This is a genomic window from Amorphus sp. MBR-141, from assembly GCF_053628695.1.
In genome coordinates this window covers 11,354-27,131 of sequence record NZ_JBRJGW010000036.1, presented here as the reverse complement: position 1 = coordinate 27,131, position 15,778 = coordinate 11,354, and the positions used below count along the sequence as shown (strand labels likewise).

The 15,778-nt window shown below is 61.6% G+C and carries 13 protein-coding genes; 2 read left to right on the top strand and 11 right to left on the bottom strand.

The features are described 5' to 3' along the window. On the top strand, window positions 1–1,878 hold a 1,878-nt coding region (locus ACSSVZ_RS26060; protein ID WP_453973785.1), incomplete at its 5' end, for a type IV secretory system conjugative DNA transfer family protein. A 212-nt stretch (window positions 1,879–2,090) separates the two neighbouring features. Here ACSSVZ_RS26060 and thyX read toward each other — a convergent pair. From thyX to mscL, 6 genes are all read right to left on the bottom strand, one after another. After that, a complete protein-coding gene (gene thyX / locus ACSSVZ_RS26055) occupies window positions 2,091–3,023 on the bottom strand; it encodes an FAD-dependent thymidylate synthase (RefSeq protein WP_453973784.1) in 933 nt (310 codons plus the stop codon). Between the two features lie 96 nt (window positions 3,024–3,119). Then, complete coding sequence (locus tag ACSSVZ_RS26050) at window positions 3,120–4,139, bottom strand: hypothetical protein (protein WP_453973783.1); 1,020 nt, start codon at window positions 4,137–4,139, stop codon at window positions 3,120–3,122. Window positions 4,140–4,141: 2 nt separating this feature from the next. Then, window positions 4,142–6,166, bottom strand: coding sequence for an ORC-CDC6 family AAA ATPase (locus ACSSVZ_RS26045; RefSeq protein WP_453973782.1), 2,025 nt, complete (start codon window positions 6,164–6,166; stop codon window positions 4,142–4,144). Next, on the bottom strand, window positions 6,163–7,137 hold the full coding sequence (locus ACSSVZ_RS26040; RefSeq protein ID WP_453973781.1) for a phosphoribosyltransferase-like protein: 975 nt from the start codon (window positions 7,135–7,137) through the stop codon (window positions 6,163–6,165). The genes ACSSVZ_RS26045 and ACSSVZ_RS26040 overlap by 4 nt, the downstream gene beginning before the upstream one ends. After that, a complete protein-coding gene (locus ACSSVZ_RS26035; protein WP_453973780.1) occupies window positions 7,134–8,333 on the bottom strand; it encodes a DNA cytosine methyltransferase in 1,200 nt (399 codons plus the stop codon). The genes ACSSVZ_RS26040 and ACSSVZ_RS26035 overlap by 4 nt, the downstream gene beginning before the upstream one ends. Before the next feature lie 960 nt (window positions 8,334–9,293). After that, on the bottom strand, window positions 9,294–9,734 hold the full coding sequence (gene mscL / locus ACSSVZ_RS26030) for a large conductance mechanosensitive channel protein MscL (RefSeq protein WP_453973779.1): 441 nt from the start codon (window positions 9,732–9,734) through the stop codon (window positions 9,294–9,296). 632 nt (window positions 9,735–10,366) lie between these two features. Between mscL and ACSSVZ_RS26025 the strand changes: the two genes are divergently transcribed. Beyond that, on the top strand, window positions 10,367–11,521 hold the full coding sequence (locus ACSSVZ_RS26025) for a tyrosine-type recombinase/integrase (RefSeq protein ID WP_453973778.1): 1,155 nt from the start codon (window positions 10,367–10,369) through the stop codon (window positions 11,519–11,521). Between the two features lie 70 nt (window positions 11,522–11,591). Here ACSSVZ_RS26025 and ACSSVZ_RS26020 read toward each other — a convergent pair whose 3' ends face one another. The 5 genes from ACSSVZ_RS26020 to ACSSVZ_RS26000 all read right to left on the bottom strand — a co-directional run bounded on the left by ACSSVZ_RS26020 (window position 11,592) and on the right by ACSSVZ_RS26000 (window position 15,005). After that, entirely contained in the window at window positions 11,592–11,819 is a 228-nt protein-coding gene (locus ACSSVZ_RS26020) for a hypothetical protein (protein ID WP_453973777.1), read from the bottom strand. A 42-nt stretch (window positions 11,820–11,861) separates the two neighbouring features. Next, window positions 11,862–12,284, bottom strand: coding sequence for a hypothetical protein (locus tag ACSSVZ_RS26015; protein WP_453973776.1), 423 nt, complete (start codon window positions 12,282–12,284; stop codon window positions 11,862–11,864). A gap of 133 nt (window positions 12,285–12,417) precedes the next feature. Beyond that, the gene (rnk, locus tag ACSSVZ_RS26010) at window positions 12,418–12,807 is read right to left on the bottom strand and encodes a nucleoside diphosphate kinase regulator (protein WP_453973775.1); all 390 of its coding nucleotides are present in this window, start codon (window positions 12,805–12,807) and stop codon (window positions 12,418–12,420) included. Window positions 12,808–13,107: 300 nt separating this feature from the next. After that, entirely contained in the window at window positions 13,108–14,484 is a 1,377-nt protein-coding gene (locus ACSSVZ_RS26005; RefSeq protein ID WP_453973774.1) for an aminotransferase-like domain-containing protein, read from the bottom strand. A gap of 131 nt (window positions 14,485–14,615) precedes the next feature. Then, entirely contained in the window at window positions 14,616–15,005 is a 390-nt protein-coding gene (locus tag ACSSVZ_RS26000) for a DUF983 domain-containing protein (protein WP_453973773.1), read from the bottom strand. Window positions 15,006–15,778: the final 773 nt, after the last annotated feature.

Here is a 15,778-nt window from a genome sequence, read left to right as displayed (position 1 = left end):
GGCATGGACCTGCGCCGGGCCGGCTTGGTGATCACCGAAGAGGAGCGCAAACCCGACGCAATCTTCATCGGCGAGACGGATCCGGCAACCGTCCGGCCGACGGCGCCGATCGTCCATCAGGGCGAAGGCCATCTGGTCACCATTGCCTCGACCGGAGCCGGCAAGGGCCAGCGGTTCATTCTCCCGACATTGATGACCTATGAAGGACCCGTCGTCTGCCTCGACCCCAAAGGCGAAAACTACCGGACCACCAAGGGGCATCGTGACCTCATGGGTGGTGTGTTCAAGTGGGCGCCTTTCGACCGCAACGGCGACACCGACAGCTTCAACCCCCTCGATGCGATCGAAGACTGGGACGACGCGCGCGTGGTCGCCGATCTCCTGATCGCACCGTCCGACAGCGGCGAAAAACGCTTCTGGGATCAGTCGGCCCGCGACTTCGTGCGCGGGCTCATCATGTATGTAAAGACCCTCGAGCCGGAACGGCGCACCATGCGCGAGGTGGTCCGCATCCTCTATGCCAGCGACGAGGAGCACGAGGACCTTCGTGAGCGCCTGGCGGAGAGCGACGACGATATGCTCGTCGAGCTCGCCAACCAGTTCGGCGTCATGGCCGACAACATGTTCAGAAGCATCCTCCAATCGGCTCGGGCCGAGCTTGACGGCTGGCGCTCCAAACAGATCGCCGACGCCACATCCACCACCTCTGAGAACTGGGACATCAGCTACTTCGTCGTCAGCCTGCGCACCCAGGAATTGCTGGCGACCACGGACGAGACGATCGGGCACATCGGATACCGCGCCGGACAGTACTCCGACGGCACTGGCTCTATGGTCCGAGGCGGCGCCTACAGCGTGTTCTTCGTGATTCCGCCGGACCGGATGCGAAGCTACGCCAGCGTGCTGCGCGTGCTGCTCGGTGTCCATCTGAACGCCTGGTCGCGCGCCGAGAGCGTCCAGGAAGAGGAGATGGCCGAGTACGACGTGCCCTATCAGGTGCCCGCGCTTTTCGTTTTCGACGAGCTCGCCCAGCTCGGCCATATGCCCATCGTCGAGGATCAGATCGCGATCGCGCGCAGCGCCAGGATCCGCATGTGGCTGATCGCCCAGGATCTGCCGCAGCTGAAACGCACCTATCCGCGCTGGGAAAGCATGCTCGGCAACTGCCGAACCCAGATCTTCTTCGGCGTCAACGATCTGGAGACCGCCACCTACGTCTCCAATCGGGCTGGTGACAAGACCACCGTCTACGAAGAGACCAGACCTCTGGTCACGCCAACGGAGCTGATGGGGCCGACCTTTGCCAACAAGTCGGTCATATTCGCGCGCGGTGCCCCGCCAATCCAAGCCCACCTGCCGCCGCCCTTCCACCAGGAAGAGGCTATGCGTTCGATCGAGCGGTTCCTAGAGCAGTGGGGAGCGACGCTGCCGAGGCGGGAGCGACCAGAAGAACGCCCGGTCGCGCCAGAGGAGGCCGACGAGGATGAACCGGTCGATGAGATAGAGGTGGTCGAGGATCTGGCTGACGGAGAGGACGAGGGGCGCGGCTCAGGGCAGACCGAGAGAGACAGCAGCTCCGCAGCGGTCACAGGCGGCGAAGAGGTGCCGGTGGCCGAAACGTCGAACTCTGCAAGCGACCAAGCGGATCAACAGGTTGCCGCCAGGGAGGCGCCTCCCTCGGCCGGCGAACAGGCCGAAGCGCTCCAAGACGAAGTCGGCGATGCAGTGCAGGCGACCAGGACCGATGCCGGTGGTGCACGGAAAAAGCGACCTAGGAAGCCGGCCGCACAGAAGCCGGCCTCCAACACCAAAACGCCCCCAGCGCGGCGGAAACCGCGCCCGCGCAAGAGGCCAGAGCCCTCTTCAAAGGATGAGTAGGATGAAGTGAACCTCGGCACAGACGCAATGTGCGGCGGTAAACAGTGTTCAGCGGCTGCAGTTGGCCGCTTGCGGACCGGCTAGTTCAAAAACGATTCGGGGAGAAACCTGCCGTTTTCCCGATGATGCTCGAGGGCACACTGCGTCCCAGAAGCAGGCGTTCGAGAGTGGATACTCGCCCTCCCCAAAAAAGGCCCTGCCTTAGCGTTTTGCTAGGTTGCGGTTATGCCAAATCGAGCAGTGAATTCCGACCACTCCCGCGTCGAGATATTTCGCGGTCGCATCAAATCGGTGCCCTTGAGGGCCTGGCGCACGACATCCACCTCGGCGGCGGACAGAGAGACCGCGTTCAGCCGGTAATCCTCGAATGCCTCGCAGCTGACGGGGACCCAATGTCGGACAATGTCCAATATGAGTTCGGCATAGGCACGAATTTCGAACTGAGCATGCGAATCCGCGCGCAAGCGTAAAAATCCGAAGAGATTGTGAAGATCCGTCTTCCAATACCATTGCGTATAGGTCGACAGGCTGAGCCCGATTCGAGCGAGTTCGCGTGATAAACCCGACCGGTCGGGATCATAGTCCGGGTCGTCCGGCTCATTGAGCAGCTGGCGATAGGTGGCATAGGAGCGCTCGGCATCTTCCCGCAGCAGGTGGAGTACATGCGTCGCCTGCTCTTCGTCGAGCACGGCGCCCCGCCCCTGGCGGTTGGTTGTCGCCTGCGAACCCAGCTGGTCCGGGGTGGGGGTGTAGAATTCCCGATCAAGGATCGAGTAGCGCCCCGAATATTCGTTGATGCTTGCCGTGCGGTGCCGCACCCATTGCCGCGCAACAAAGATCGGCAACTTCACGTGCAACTTGATCTCGCACATCTCGAAAGGAGTCGAGTGCCAGTGGCGCATCAGATATCGGATCAGCGTCCGATCCTCGCTCACCTTTTTCGTGCCGCGCCCATAAGACACTCGCGCGGCCTGCACGATCGCGGCATCGTCGCCCATATAATCGACAACTCGGACGAAGCCGTGGTCGAGGACTCGCTGCTCGGTCTGGAGGATCGCCTCAAGCGCAGCGACTGTGGGACGCCGAGTTTCGCTTATGTGCGCGCGCGCCGCCATGATCTCGGCTTCTGGCGTTCCGCTGGTCATTCTAGATCCTTCACACGCTGCCGCAGCCGCTGCTCTCATTTAGCATAGGCGGTGATGCTGCTACTCGGGTTGAGAACATACCGGAAACGATCGGCGTCACGCAACGCGATACAGATCTCGACCGGCAAGGCGTAGGCAATATCCAACGGCGTCAGGTGCGTCTCCACGCATTGCGGCGCCCGCCGTATAGTCGAGGGCATAGCGCAGAGGTTGGGCATAATAGACGGGCACCGCCGCCCGTTGCGCTTTTTCGGCCGCGAGCGCGAACAGGCACATGGCGAGGGACACCGTTTTCGGACCATAAGGCGCTAGCGCCGAACTTATTCTCCCGCCATCGGTCATCTCGCACAATGCGTCGAAGATCTGGGGGCAATCGTACATGTGGATGTGGACCCGATCCGGGGGATCAATCTGTTTTTTCGAGGTGAGCTCCTCGATAGACTTCACGAACATCCAGTTGCGTTGATGCCCGGGTGGACCAGGCGGGAAGGGGAATATCAGCCGGATAGCATCTGAAGGCTGATCGGCGAGCAAGGCATCGAGCCCGGTGGGTTCGAAGCCAATCCCTATGATCAGCGATCCGTGGCGGGAGCGCGGGGCATCACCGGCGAAACTCGGCAGGACGCGGAGAGGCGAGATGTTTTCCGACAGGATGGGCGCATATCCAAACCCCGCCGTATAGCAGGCCACAACGTCCTTGATCGCCGCCTCGGCGAGCGCCGCACGAATGAGCGGGAAAAACCAGTGTTTCGGCAGGGATGTTAGATCCACGAGCAGGCTCGTGCTCCCCGCCTCGACGAGTCCGGCGACAATATCCGTGATCGTGTCCAGGTCGGCGACGAGCGGTTCATCCCGCACGATATCGTTCTCTGAATAGCCGGCGTCGGCGAGCGCCGCTCGGTGCTCAGTCAGACGCTCTTCGACCGCTTTAGGATCGAGCGGCTGAGGATCGAGGATTTCGATCATGCGGACATGGTGGAGGTCGGCCCGCCCCAGATGCTTGGCCAGGCTGATGCTGCGCTTCTCCGTCCCGCAGCAGCCGATCATGGACCAAGCTTTTACCTCGAGACGCCCGAGCAGCCAGTCGATCTGCCCCCAGGGGCGAAAGGGCTGCATTTTTAATCCTCGAACAGAGGCAGCGGGGCGGGATTGCTATTCGGCCGGCTTCGCCGAACCCCCTCGGGCACCGACAATTTCGCTTCGGCCATCCAGCCGGCCACATCGGCAGCATGGACGTAGACCGGCTCCTTCAGCCGCTTATAATGGATGCGGAAATGTGGGCAGAGTACGGGGTTCAGATAGAATTTTGTCCGCGGTAGCCGATCCTTCTCCTTGGTGGTGTGGCTCGATGCCACCAAACTCCCATAGTCCACCATCTCCAACAGCAGATCCTGGACGAAGGCGAAGCCCGGAGCAGCGAGCTCATCGTCCGGAACCGAAAAGCCATTATGGCCGGGATTGCTCATTTTCCGATCGGCATGAAGCCTTCGGGCGAGAGAAGTACCCAGAAGCTGAACGAACCGGCTGCGATCGCCGCTGCGCCCAGTCTCGCGCAGGATTTTCCGCAACCAATATTCGCTTGCTTTCAATATTCCGATAGCCTGCAGATTGTCGTCAATGCGCGCCAGCCCCGTATCTCGGCTTCGGTGGCCGAGCTGGTTATTGGTGTCCCAGATATTCTGACAAATGTTGAGAAAAGTCAGAATATTACCGCCGCTTAGCTCGATGACCTCCGACTTCCCGGACCAGATCGGCCGCTCCTGGCAGCGCCCAGCGATTTGCACGAGCGCCAGTTCGATCCGTTCTTTGCGCCACCATTCACGCTCAACATCCTCGCGTATGCCTATCGTCAAGTCGGCAGGCAGAAGGCGGGTTGTTCGTGGCGCGGCCGGGTCGATCCGCTGCAGCGCCCTTGCCTCCAACAGCCGGGCGTCCAGAGGGTCGCGGTCGGCCATATCCTTGAGCGCCGCTGAAAAGGGTTCGGGCCAGTCCGGATCGACTTTAACGGCGCGCCCCGGATTTCGCCCCCCATAGTGACGGGCTTTGTCCTCCGGAGCGATGCCTTCTCCGAAGATGCTCTTGAGAAGATTATCGCCCTCCGCATCCTCCGACGCCAATCCGACATGCCGCAGCCGCCGCGCAAAGACATCGGCGACAAACTTCGGGAAAATATAGGTGCGCGGATTTTCTGGGCGCTTTAGCAGTAGATCGAGGTCGACGAACTTATAGTCTCGCTCCTCCTCGAGCCGCGCAGTAGATCCGAGGATACGACCGTGGTCCCGCCAAGCATGACCACGCGTGCCTATCCGGTAGGAGACGGCAGGGTCACGTCGGGCCAAAGCGCGATTTATCACCGCGCGGTAATCGGGCGTCCGATCGTCAGGGGCAGAAATGTTGCCAAGTTCTTCATACTGATCGACATGGATGAAGACGGGCACCTTCTCCGTTATGATGCCGGCGCGCTTGAGCTCGGCTACGACCGTTGATATCGGCGTCCCCATATCAGTCTTCGTCCCGCGGATGCCCTCATCGAGATGGCGATCGTTGCGGTGAAGATACCGCACATAGGCGTTAATCCGGCGCCGAATTCGCGCTTCGACATCCTCGATCGTCTGGCAGCCGCTGAGAGAGCCTTGGAAGACGGGATGGTCCCGGATATGCTGAGTGAAGTCGTTCGTTCGCGCGAGGTCGAGCGATACGGTCGGGTAATGCTCTATCCTGCGTTCTGGATTAGCGAGCTTGCGGAGCGATTCAAACAGATCGAGCAGGATCTGGTGATTGACGAAATCAGCAAATAGCAGTGCATTCTCTTCTGGATCATCGGTGAGGCGCCGGTAGCCGAAATCCATGGCATTGCAGTGAGCGAGATTGACGCCAGCGCCGATGAAGTCGCCGGTCGAGCCTCGTACGGGGAATTGCGCTCTCGCGCGTCCATATTCGCGACGCACATCGGCCTTGAGCAAGGTCAGGAGCATGCTCTTACCGCTCCCCTGAATACCCTTCACGACTACATTTCCGGGCAAGAACAGCGCCTGTGCATGTTCGACGAGAAATGGGCTGAAGATGCCGACAAACTCGCTGCTCGTTAGGCGGTCGCCGACATAGACTTCGAAAAAGGGATTGATCTGCATCTGCATTGTCATGCGCGCTTCAGTCGCGGGAAGAGTGGTTCCCAAGCGTCGGTCGCATCCCAGAGGATCGGCATCGAATTGTTCGGACAGTTGGAATAGAGCGCCACCACCGCGCCTGTCCCCTTATAGCCATGATGGCGTTGGGACGCGGCATCCCTTTCGGTCGGCCCGAGGCGGGCCGACACGCGCCGCGTCAGATCGCGCACCTTCCCATGCAGAGGCGCTTCTCCGTCGACGGGATCGACAGCAATGAGGGTGTTGGCAGCGATCCTGAGCGCCGGTTCATAGCTGACCATGGGATGGTCGGTCGCGATCTGGTCGCAGACCTCATCGCCCCTGGGGCAGACCACGAGGGGGCAGGCGAGAATTGGAAGGTCAGGAAAACTGTCGGCCGCGAAGCGCAGAACGCTCCCTATCTGTGTCCCGCTTCCGACGAAGTCCTCAAGAAGCACGAGACGCTGGACGCCTTCAGCCTCTGTATAAATCCTTAACTTTTCGACGTCGCCGAATTTGCGCAATGACCTCCAATCGGGCCGATGAGAATGTCCTGAGAGTCCGTTGACCTTCAAAAAGGCGTTGATGCGCATGCTATCAGTAACGGGACAAAACCATGTCTGTCCGACAGCGGTCCCGATCTGACCGCCTGCGGCCGCGTCGGCGATGTCGATATTGCATTGGTCGACGAGCCAGCGCGTAACGGGACCATGAAAGGCAGCGCGACAGAGCGATTCAAATTCGGGTCGGCCGATGAAGAATAGTATTTCGAGCAGTCGCAAAAGGGTAAACTGGTCACGCTCGTGATCGAGATTGTGCAGCCAGCGGTCCAGGCGGTTTTCAAAGGAATCGAACTGCGCGGGCTCATAATCATCCCACACTTTGCGGCCGAGATATTGGACTGAGTCGAGATTCAGCAGAGCTCCCTCGCCCTCGACCGGATCATGCAGGCTCCAGCGTATGAGAAGGTCCCGGAGCCGATCGCTCATGCTGCCACCGGTAGCAGTGCGTAGCGCACCAAACGAGCCAGCCGCCCTGCCATGGGAGGCGGTACGGCGTTGCCGATCATGCGGAAAGCACGTGCCTTCACGTCGCCAAATTCGAACCCGTCAGGAAATCCTTGTATCCGCGCCGCCTCGCGGGGCGTCAGCCCGCGATGTTCGGTCGGATGCAAGAAGAGCGCCGGATCGCCGAAATGGGTGTCGACGGTCGGTGATGGGCCATCGAGTGGCAGGCGTCGGAATTTGCCATTATAGGTGTGTTTAAGGTCGATATAGTCTCCGACCCGCCGGAGATAATCGATTGAGATGAGGCGCTCGACCTCGGCGTGGCAGCAGCGTCCAAGATGAGAACATATGCGCTCGATCTCGACCGGGTCGGCATCGCCGAAATTGCGCCGCCGGTCGCGCCGCCGCAACCGCACGACTGCCTCGAGCACAGTTCTTTCACCTCGAGTTATGGCGCCAAAGACTTCCGGAATATCCCAGGTGTGGACGGCCGCAGGACTGATCCGGACGTTGCTCAATTTCTGGCTGGGGCCGATCCTCGCCGCGATACGGGCCTCCCGAGAACCTTCCCTGAACGGTTGCGGATCATGGCCCGAAGCGTCGCCAATTTCACCTATCGTCTCCATGAGCGACAGACTCGCCCGCGGCGCCAGATCGCACCGCACGGGGATGTTGCCCCGCCAGGCCAGGAGGAACAAGCGCTTCCGCAATTGGGGAACACCGCTCGCCGGTCCCTCGGCGACGATCCGCTCGACCATATATCCGTCCGCGCGAAGGATCGCCTCGACCTGCTCCCAGCGGCTGCCATGGCGGCCCGAAATCGCTGCCGGCACATTCTCCAGCACGAAGACTTTCGGCCGGATGGTCAGAGCGATCTCGGCGGCACGAACCAGGAGATTGTTGCGCGGATCTTGCAGTGCGCGCTTGCCGGCGGTCGAAAATCCCTGACAGGGCGATCCGGCGAGAACGACGTCAGCAGAAATTTGTGGCGTGGTATCCGATAGGTCGCATACCCTCGCGACATTGACGATATTGGCGTTGAACGTGCCCACGGCGACAGGGTCGATGTCGAAGGCTGCAACGGGGCGGAAGCCTTCCGACTTAAAACCCAGATCGAATCCTCCGCATCCGGCGAACAAGCTGGCTACCGTTGGATGATTACCGCGCGCATTTATCATTCTAACCCAACCGTCCACAGGCGCCACAGACCCCGGCTCCCCATTGCGACATTGCTATACCAGACCCGCGCGTTACGAAAAGAGCGACGGCAAATCGTCGAACGGACGAGGAGCTGCGGTAACCGGTATGTCGCTACTCGCGAACCGCACCGCGTTGGTTCAAGGAGCGATCCATGTGCTTTAGCGTGACGACCATCCGCGCATTGAACGCCGTGATCAGCTTCGGCAGGCGAAGGTTGACCTTGTCTTCGCGGCCATAGAACAGGCTTCGTCCCTTACGGCGTCGAGGCGCTAGCCGGTCCGGTCGAGCAGAGGAAGAGCGACGCTTCTCGCCGTTCCGATTTCTAGACGAACGGATGAAAAACCGCCCTGGTTGTCCAGAGCTGACTGCCCGGACTGTCCCTGATCTAGGTCGACCAAGATCGCCAATTGAGCGAGGAGATCAACGGCAGCTTTCGGGTTAGTCTGTGAGCAAGCCTAGTGGGCAAAAAGGGCGCAAAGTGGTCACCCGGCAGCATCCTCCCGCTGACCCTTCGCCACAACCCGCATCGCATCATCCGGTAGCGGGCGCTGAAGCGCCGCTGCCTCGTTCCACTCCGCCCGCATCCAGACGTCCATCTCCTCGGCCGTCGTGAGGATCGCGGGCATCGCCTTCGGGTGGATCGGGCAGAGCACGGCGTTCGGCTCGCACGTGAAATACGAATAGGGCTGTTGCTTGGGCTGGCCGCACTTGGCCTCCTGTTCCTCATCGGGCAGTGGTGCACGCGCCGGTCTGGGGCACCTCAGTCACCGAGCGCCCAGCGTTTGGACGAGCGTTGGAACGGCAGCTGGAATGGGAGGCCCGGAGCGTGGTTTTTCACCCTCCGATTGCGAACGCCCGCGGGTTCGGGCACGCGACCGCAGGAGGTGCCCGCCGCCCCGTAGCGCGGGCCGGTCGGGTCCGGCGCCTTCCGGAAAGCCCTACTGGGGCGAGCGTGCTCGCAGCTCGTTGCGGATGTCGATCAGCACGTCGAGCTGCGAGGGACCCGTCTTCACCTCCGGGGCCACGTCGTCGGGCTTTTCCGCCATCGAGCGGATCCGGTTCACGAACTTCACCAGCATGAACACGACGAACGCGATGATTAAGAAGTTGATGCAGCGCGTGAGGAAGGAGCCGTAGGCGAAGATCGCGGCGCCGCTCTCGCGGGCCGCCTCCAGGCTGGAGCCGGCCGGCACGTCGCCGGACAGCACCACGTACATGGAGGTGAAGTCGATGCCGCCGAGGATCAGGCCGATGATGGGGTTGATCAGGTCGTTGACGAGGCTCTGGACGATCGCTGTGAATGCCGCGCCGATGATGATGCCGACGGCAAGGTCCATGACGTTGCCCTTGGCGATGAAGTCGCGAAACTCCTTGATCATGTCCGTCTCTCCGTGAGGGCGCGCCGCGCCCTGAGACTATTCCCGCAGCCGCCCCCACACACAACCGGGAACAGCCCCTTCCCCAACGCTTTCCAACGCCGGCGTATGACCAGTTGCCACCTAAATTTGGCACCAGCGCCACTATGAATGCATGTCCGCTTTTGAGGATCAGCAACGGGCGCCGGAACGGCCGGAATGGGCGCGAACTGGACATTGTCTGCCTTGGCGAAGTTGGCGTTCACGGATGCCGCTGCATGCAGAAAATACGCAACTATGGCGTCGGGGGCCGTTGGGATTCGTTGATTTAGGTCGACGGCACTGTCCCTAATTTGTCCCTATAACGCAAAAACGCCCCGACCTCCGGCCGGGGCGTTTTTGTAAAGCATTGAATTTGCTTTGGAAGTTTGGTTGCGGGGGTAGGATTTGAACCTACGACCTTCAGGTTATGAGCCAAGTGCAAGGCCGCTTTTGGCACACTTTTCCAACAGAATGCAACATATAAAACATTGTATTTTCGTCATTTTCTGATCCAGACCGCTTGGTCATTGTTGGAGGTTTTTGATTTTCACTGTGCCAAAAGTGTGCCAAAAAATCCGGTGCAGTGCGTTGCTCTCGATGCCGCGAGGACACCCATGGCCACGATTCAGAAGCGTGAAGGAAAGAGAGGGCCATCCTATCGGGTGATGGTCCGGATGAAGGGCTTCCCCGATCAGGTACGCACCTTCAAGCGGCTGACCGATGCGAAGCAATGGGCTCAGGAAACTGAAAGCGGCATTCGCAAAGGCGAATTCAAGAACGTCGTTCGCACAGCGGCGGCAAAAACGCTGCAGGATGTGATCGACCGGTTCCGCGCCGAGGTCTTCGTTCATCGCGCGGAGAGCACAAAGCGGGCCGAAGCCTCGTTTCTGAACTACTGGGAGCGGGAGCTCGGACCGTACTCTCTTGCCTACATCACGTCGGATCTGGTGAGCGAGAAAATGCGTGCGCTCGCGGCTGCAGGCGACAGCCGGCGCAAGCCGAAGGGCGGCGACGGGAAGGCGAGGAAACCCCAGAAGCCAAAGAGCCCGAAAACGCTGAAGCACTACAGGGATGAGCTTGCCCTGCTCTTCAAATACGCCATTCAGTGGGGCTGGACGGCCTCAAGCCCGCTCGATGGCGTGAACAAGATCACCAAGATCAGAAACGAACGGACCCGCTATCTGGACGATGACGAGCGGGCGCTCCTGCTCAAGGCCTGCCAGGAAAGCGACAATCCGCAGCTCTATCCGGTCGTGCTGCTTGCGGTCAGCACCGGCGCGCGTCGCAGCGAGATCCTCAGCCTAACGCTCTCCGACGTGAACCTGGAGCGCGGCACCGCCATCCTGCGGAACACGAAGAACGGCGATACGCGCGTTGCCTATATCGTTCCGCAAATCTTGCCGGCAATTCTCGACCAGATTGCCTATGCCAAGGCTCTCTATGGAAAACTGCCCGAACCGCCCGAGACAAAATGGCTGTTCCCACGCCGAGACGGCCGGGCACCGATCGACATCCGCAAGGCATGGGAGAACGCCCGCGACGCCGCCGGCCTGGCGGATTTCCGCTTCCATGATCTTCGACACAGCACGGCCAGCTATCTGGCCATGAATGGCGCGAGCCTTGTCGAAATTGCGGAAGTCCTCGGTCATCGGACACTTCAGATGGTTCGCCGCTATGCCCACCTTTCCGACAGTCACATCAAGGACGTCGTCGGCCGAATGAACAACCGCTACCTCGGCCCTTCCGAGCCCGAACGGCCAGACAGCTGATCGTCGTTGTACCGACCAATTGGTTCGACCCGCGTCGGGCCGCTCTGCGAGGTTCCGGGAACGGCTACAATCATCCCGCCTCAGCGAAGACTTCGGCATAGATCGCCTCGATTTTGCCGGCCTCTTCGTCGGTGAGTGCTGCGAACTCCTTCTCGCGGGCGCGGTTCGAGAGCGCCCCGTCATTCTGTTTCAAGAAGCGAAAGAGCAGATCGACCGTGCGCTCGGGCATGTCGATTATCGCGTCGATTTGGGCGCGGAATGCGTCGTAGCGGCGCAGGAAATCCGTCTCGTAGGGCAAATCGTGCTCGACCGTCTGGCGGACGCACGCGTAGAGGAATCGCTAGTCTCTGGGCTGGCGGACAATCCGTACGAGTTCGATCGTCTCCGAGGCGCCGCCGGCCCCGCCCAACGCAACGCACTCCCCTTCGCCCAGACCCAGGAGGGCCAATCCTCTCATGGTGTGGAGTGACAATGCGAACTGCGGCAGATCGGCAGGCGGATGACGGACGAGGATCGACGCCTCCTTCAGGCTGCCGTCGATCGCATAGGTGAAGCACGTATTGAGCCGAACGACATCCTCAGGGATACCACCTGCCGGGTAGACGATGCAGTTGCGGAGCTTTGTTGCCAGCAGTTGCTGATATCGCTCGGAAAATGCCTTGCCGCCACTGGCCAACCGTTGCAGGACAGCGTGATCGTCTTCCGTAAGACTGCCCCCATAGGTTCTGGCTCGGGTGGACGTTTTGATGTTCAGGGCCGACATCACACAATTCCTATCGGACACGATCGACCAGCCCGCTGACCATGCGGGTCTCAGGTGTCCGGTCACGCTACTGGGTGAAATGCCAGTGGCGACGGGAACACTCGTCCTCCATCACCAGCCGGTCGCGGAGGTCTCAGGCAGCTGCGTGTGATGGCTCGACCGCGGTGACGGTCAGCATGCGCAGGCGACCATCGTTGGCGACGAAATCGATCTGGCTCCCCATCGACAACCCGAGAAGCGCAGTTCCAATCGGAGTCAGGATGGAGACGCGCCCCTGAGCGATGTCGGCCTCGTCCGGATAGACCAGGGTCACCACGCGCGAGCCACCATCGTCGGTCGAGAACCAGACGGTCGATCCCATTTGCACGCTCGCGCCGGCCATCTCGCGTGTGGCGACGATCCGCGCGCGTTCGAGTTCGCCAAGAAGATCTTCAGCCAGATCGGGGTTCTTTGAGAGCAGCCCGCTCGCCATACGCGTAAGCCGGTCGTAGTCCTCCCTGAGGACGATGAGTGAGGGTTCCATGGTGGACACGTCTTCTGTTCAAGCCGGTCGCCCAAGCGACCCGAACGCAGGCCTCCTCACGGAGGGACCCACTACGAGCGGTGCGTGCTGAGCGCGTTCGAAAGTTGGGAATGGTGAAGCAAACGACTCCCCGGCCCCTTGTGCCGGGACCGGGGCCGCTATTCCGCGATGGGGAACGGCCTGAACAAACTGTCTTGCTTCATCTTGAACATGGTTCGCATGCTCGGCTGCCCCACAGGGCTTGTCAAGCGCTACCAAAAGGGTCAGCCGAGGCGGAAGGTGATGGCGCTCCGACCCAGGCTAGACCACGACCTTCGTGCTCAGCGCGGGCCGCATGGTCAGATCGACGAGCCTAAGGAGGACGTCTTCGAGGTCGCCCCGATCGGGCGCCACGCCGAGGGAGAGCCGGACCGCTTCCTCAGGGTGGGGGCATGTGGCGAAGGCCGAACTCGGCACGATGGAAATTCCGGCGCGCTCGGCGTGCCCGGCGAAATCGCTGGCCCGCCACGGGTCGGGCAGACGCAGCCACAGATGATGGCCGTGCGGATCGGCGGCGAAGCCAAAGTCAGCCAGGATCGTGCGGGCGAGGTGCTGACGGCTCGCATTCTCCGCGCGAATGGAGGCCGTGATCCGGTGCAGGGTGCCGTCTGCGATCCAGCGACTGGCCAGCGCTGACATCAGCGGCGGTGCCATCAGGACCGTGGACCGCAGGACGCCGGCGAGCCGCTCCGCCAGGGCTGCGGTGGGGGCGCGAACATAGGCAACCCGCAACGCCGGCGTGGCGCATTTCGACAGCGTCGCGATGTGCCAGGTGATCTCCGGAGCCAGCTCCGCCAGGGCGACCGTTCGCATCGACGTCAACGGGGCGTACGGGTCATCCTCGATCAAGACCACGCCATGCCTGCGGGCCGTCTCCGCCAGGTGCCGGCGGCGCGCCTCCGGAAGCGTGGCCGTCGTCGGGTTGTCGATGCTGGGAACGACATAGAGTGCCTTCGGCGCAGTCTCCCGGCAGAGCGTCTCGAACGCCTCCGGCCGAATGCCGTCATCGTCCATCTCCAGCGGCTTCAGAGAAAGGCCCCTCTGAAGCGCGATCGCCTTGAGGCCCGGATAGGTCATGGCACCGGCGGCAAGGGTGTCGCCGGGGCGAAGCAGCAGTTCGCACACGGCGTAAAGCGCGCTCTGGGCACCTGCGGTCACGAGGACCTGCTCGGGTGTGGCGCCCTCCATCCGACGACCCAGCCACCTTGCCCCGGCTTCGCGGTCCGGCTCGGCTCCGGCACTCGGGTGATAGTGAAGGGCCATGAGCCCCCGCGCTCCGCCCAGAAGATCCGCGATCCCTTGCGGGATGAGTGTCTCGAATGCGACGTCGGCGGGCTGCGAGGGAATGTTCATGCTGAGGTCGATCTGACCGCGCCCGGCGTCGCCGCGGTCGCCTCCGATCCCGCTGCGAATGAAGGTGCCGCGGCCGGGCTGAGCCGCAACCAGACCTCGGCTGCGTGCTTCGTTGAAGGCCCGGGTCACCGTGGTCAGATCGACATGGAGCGCCTCGGCAATGGCACGCTGCGGCGGCAACCGTTCGCCCTGCTCGACGCGCCCGGCCCGGATGTCGTCTTGCAGCGCCTCGACGATGCCGAGATATTTTCTCCGAGCCGTCTCGGCCAGGCGCGGTGTCCACATTCGGCGTCTCTTGCGGTGCCAACTGAGCAGGGTGTCTTTTATTGTATGGCTTTACCGGTCAGCTTTGCCATACACCGGCGGTCTGCCGAGTTGGGGCATGCGCTGGCCGGTCAAGCCGCTCGGGTGAGGGGCTACTCGTCGGTACCGACGAGCTTCCCTTCCTCCGCCTTGTAGTAGAACTGGCTGGCAACGAGCCAGCCTTTCAAGGGTCGAAGCGGCGGTATGCACGTCAACAGAATGATCGGGAGGGAAACGAAGATGTGGAACCAAATCGAGGGCTGAAACGCGACCTCCGCCCAGACGGCGAAGAAGACCGACGGCACGCAGAAGAAGCAGACCACGAAGAAGGCGGGGCCGTCGGCCGGATCCGCGAAGTCGTAGCTCAGGCCGCACACCTCGCATCCAGGTGCGAGCTTGAGGAACCCGCTGAACAGATGTCCCTGTCCGCAGCGGGGGCACCGGCCTCGGATTCCGACACGCCAGGGCTCGAGCGGGGGCCAGTGTGTGGTTTTGTCTGCCATGGTTCAGTGCCTCCGGTTTGCTCCCGTCTTGCCGGAGCACCAATCGGACACAACGGCACTACGCAAATGTCAGCATCGATAAATCCATACAATGCGACATATTGTATGGCTTGAAATGGCATATGTATGGAGCCGTGGTCGTGAGGCTCTATCAGTCGGATCAGAAAACGCCCCCCTCTAGCGTGTCCTTCCGGCGGCATGCCCCGGAGCTCTCGGACCAGGCCGAGGCATCGATCATGCTCTCGCGTCAACGTGTGCACCACGGGAGACGACCACAGCTTTCATCACAGGATCCCCTTGGCGGGATCGAGCTGACCACCTGCTACAAGCCTTGGTGCGCCGGAGCCGAAGATCGATCGACGATGTCTGGATGCTTGCGCCCGACATGCCGATGGCGATTGTTCAAGCGAACAAGCAGGCGCCAAATCATCACGATCCAGCGGATTTGGATAAGCGCAATCCGCGATGAGACTGTGGGCCGGCGTCGTCGCCACAATTCTGCCCCGTCAAGCACCGTCCGTTTCGTAGAGTCAAACGGTCGATTACCGGATCCCGCCGAAACCGCTCTGCAGTGATATTCCGTTCGGCTGCCACGGCTCCTTTCGGCAGGCTGTTCGTCGCTCCCTGCGCCCTTTCCTTTGCATGGCGGACCTGGCCCCGGCGCCGTGCCCGGCAACGGCGTGCTTCGACTTTTCTCCCCTGACCTTCGGTCATTCCGCGCGAAACAGAAAAGTCGGCGCGTGCCGTCGTCCGCTTCGCTTCCGCCCTCCGGG

Coding starts and splice junctions, on each gene's coding strand:
- rnk (WP_453973775.1), bottom strand. CDS start 12,807: ATGGAACCCTCACTCATCGTCCTCAGGGAGGACTACGACCGGCTTACG.
- ACSSVZ_RS26025 (WP_453973778.1), top strand. CDS start 10,367: ATGGCCACGATTCAGAAGCGTGAAGGAAAGAGAGGGCCATCCTATCGG.
- ACSSVZ_RS26045 (WP_453973782.1), bottom strand. CDS start 6,166: ATGACAATGCAGATGCAGATCAATCCCTTTTTCGAAGTCTATGTCGGC.
- mscL (WP_453973779.1), bottom strand. CDS start 9,734: ATGATCAAGGAGTTTCGCGACTTCATCGCCAAGGGCAACGTCATGGAC.
- ACSSVZ_RS26015 (WP_453973776.1), bottom strand. CDS start 12,284: ATGTCGGCCCTGAACATCAAAACGTCCACCCGAGCCAGAACCTATGGG.
- ACSSVZ_RS26000 (WP_453973773.1), bottom strand. CDS start 15,005: ATGGCAGACAAAACCACACACTGGCCCCCGCTCGAGCCCTGGCGTGTC.
- ACSSVZ_RS26035 (WP_453973780.1), bottom strand. CDS start 8,333: ATGATAAATGCGCGCGGTAATCATCCAACGGTAGCCAGCTTGTTCGCC.
- ACSSVZ_RS26040 (WP_453973781.1), bottom strand. CDS start 7,137: ATGAGCGATCGGCTCCGGGACCTTCTCATACGCTGGAGCCTGCATGAT.
- thyX (WP_453973784.1), bottom strand. CDS start 3,023: ATGACCAGCGGAACGCCAGAAGCCGAGATCATGGCGGCGCGCGCGCAC.
- ACSSVZ_RS26050 (WP_453973783.1), bottom strand. CDS start 4,139: ATGCAGCCCTTTCGCCCCTGGGGGCAGATCGACTGGCTGCTCGGGCGT.
- ACSSVZ_RS26005 (WP_453973774.1), bottom strand. CDS start 14,484: ATGTGGACACCGCGCCTGGCCGAGACGGCTCGGAGAAAATATCTCGGC.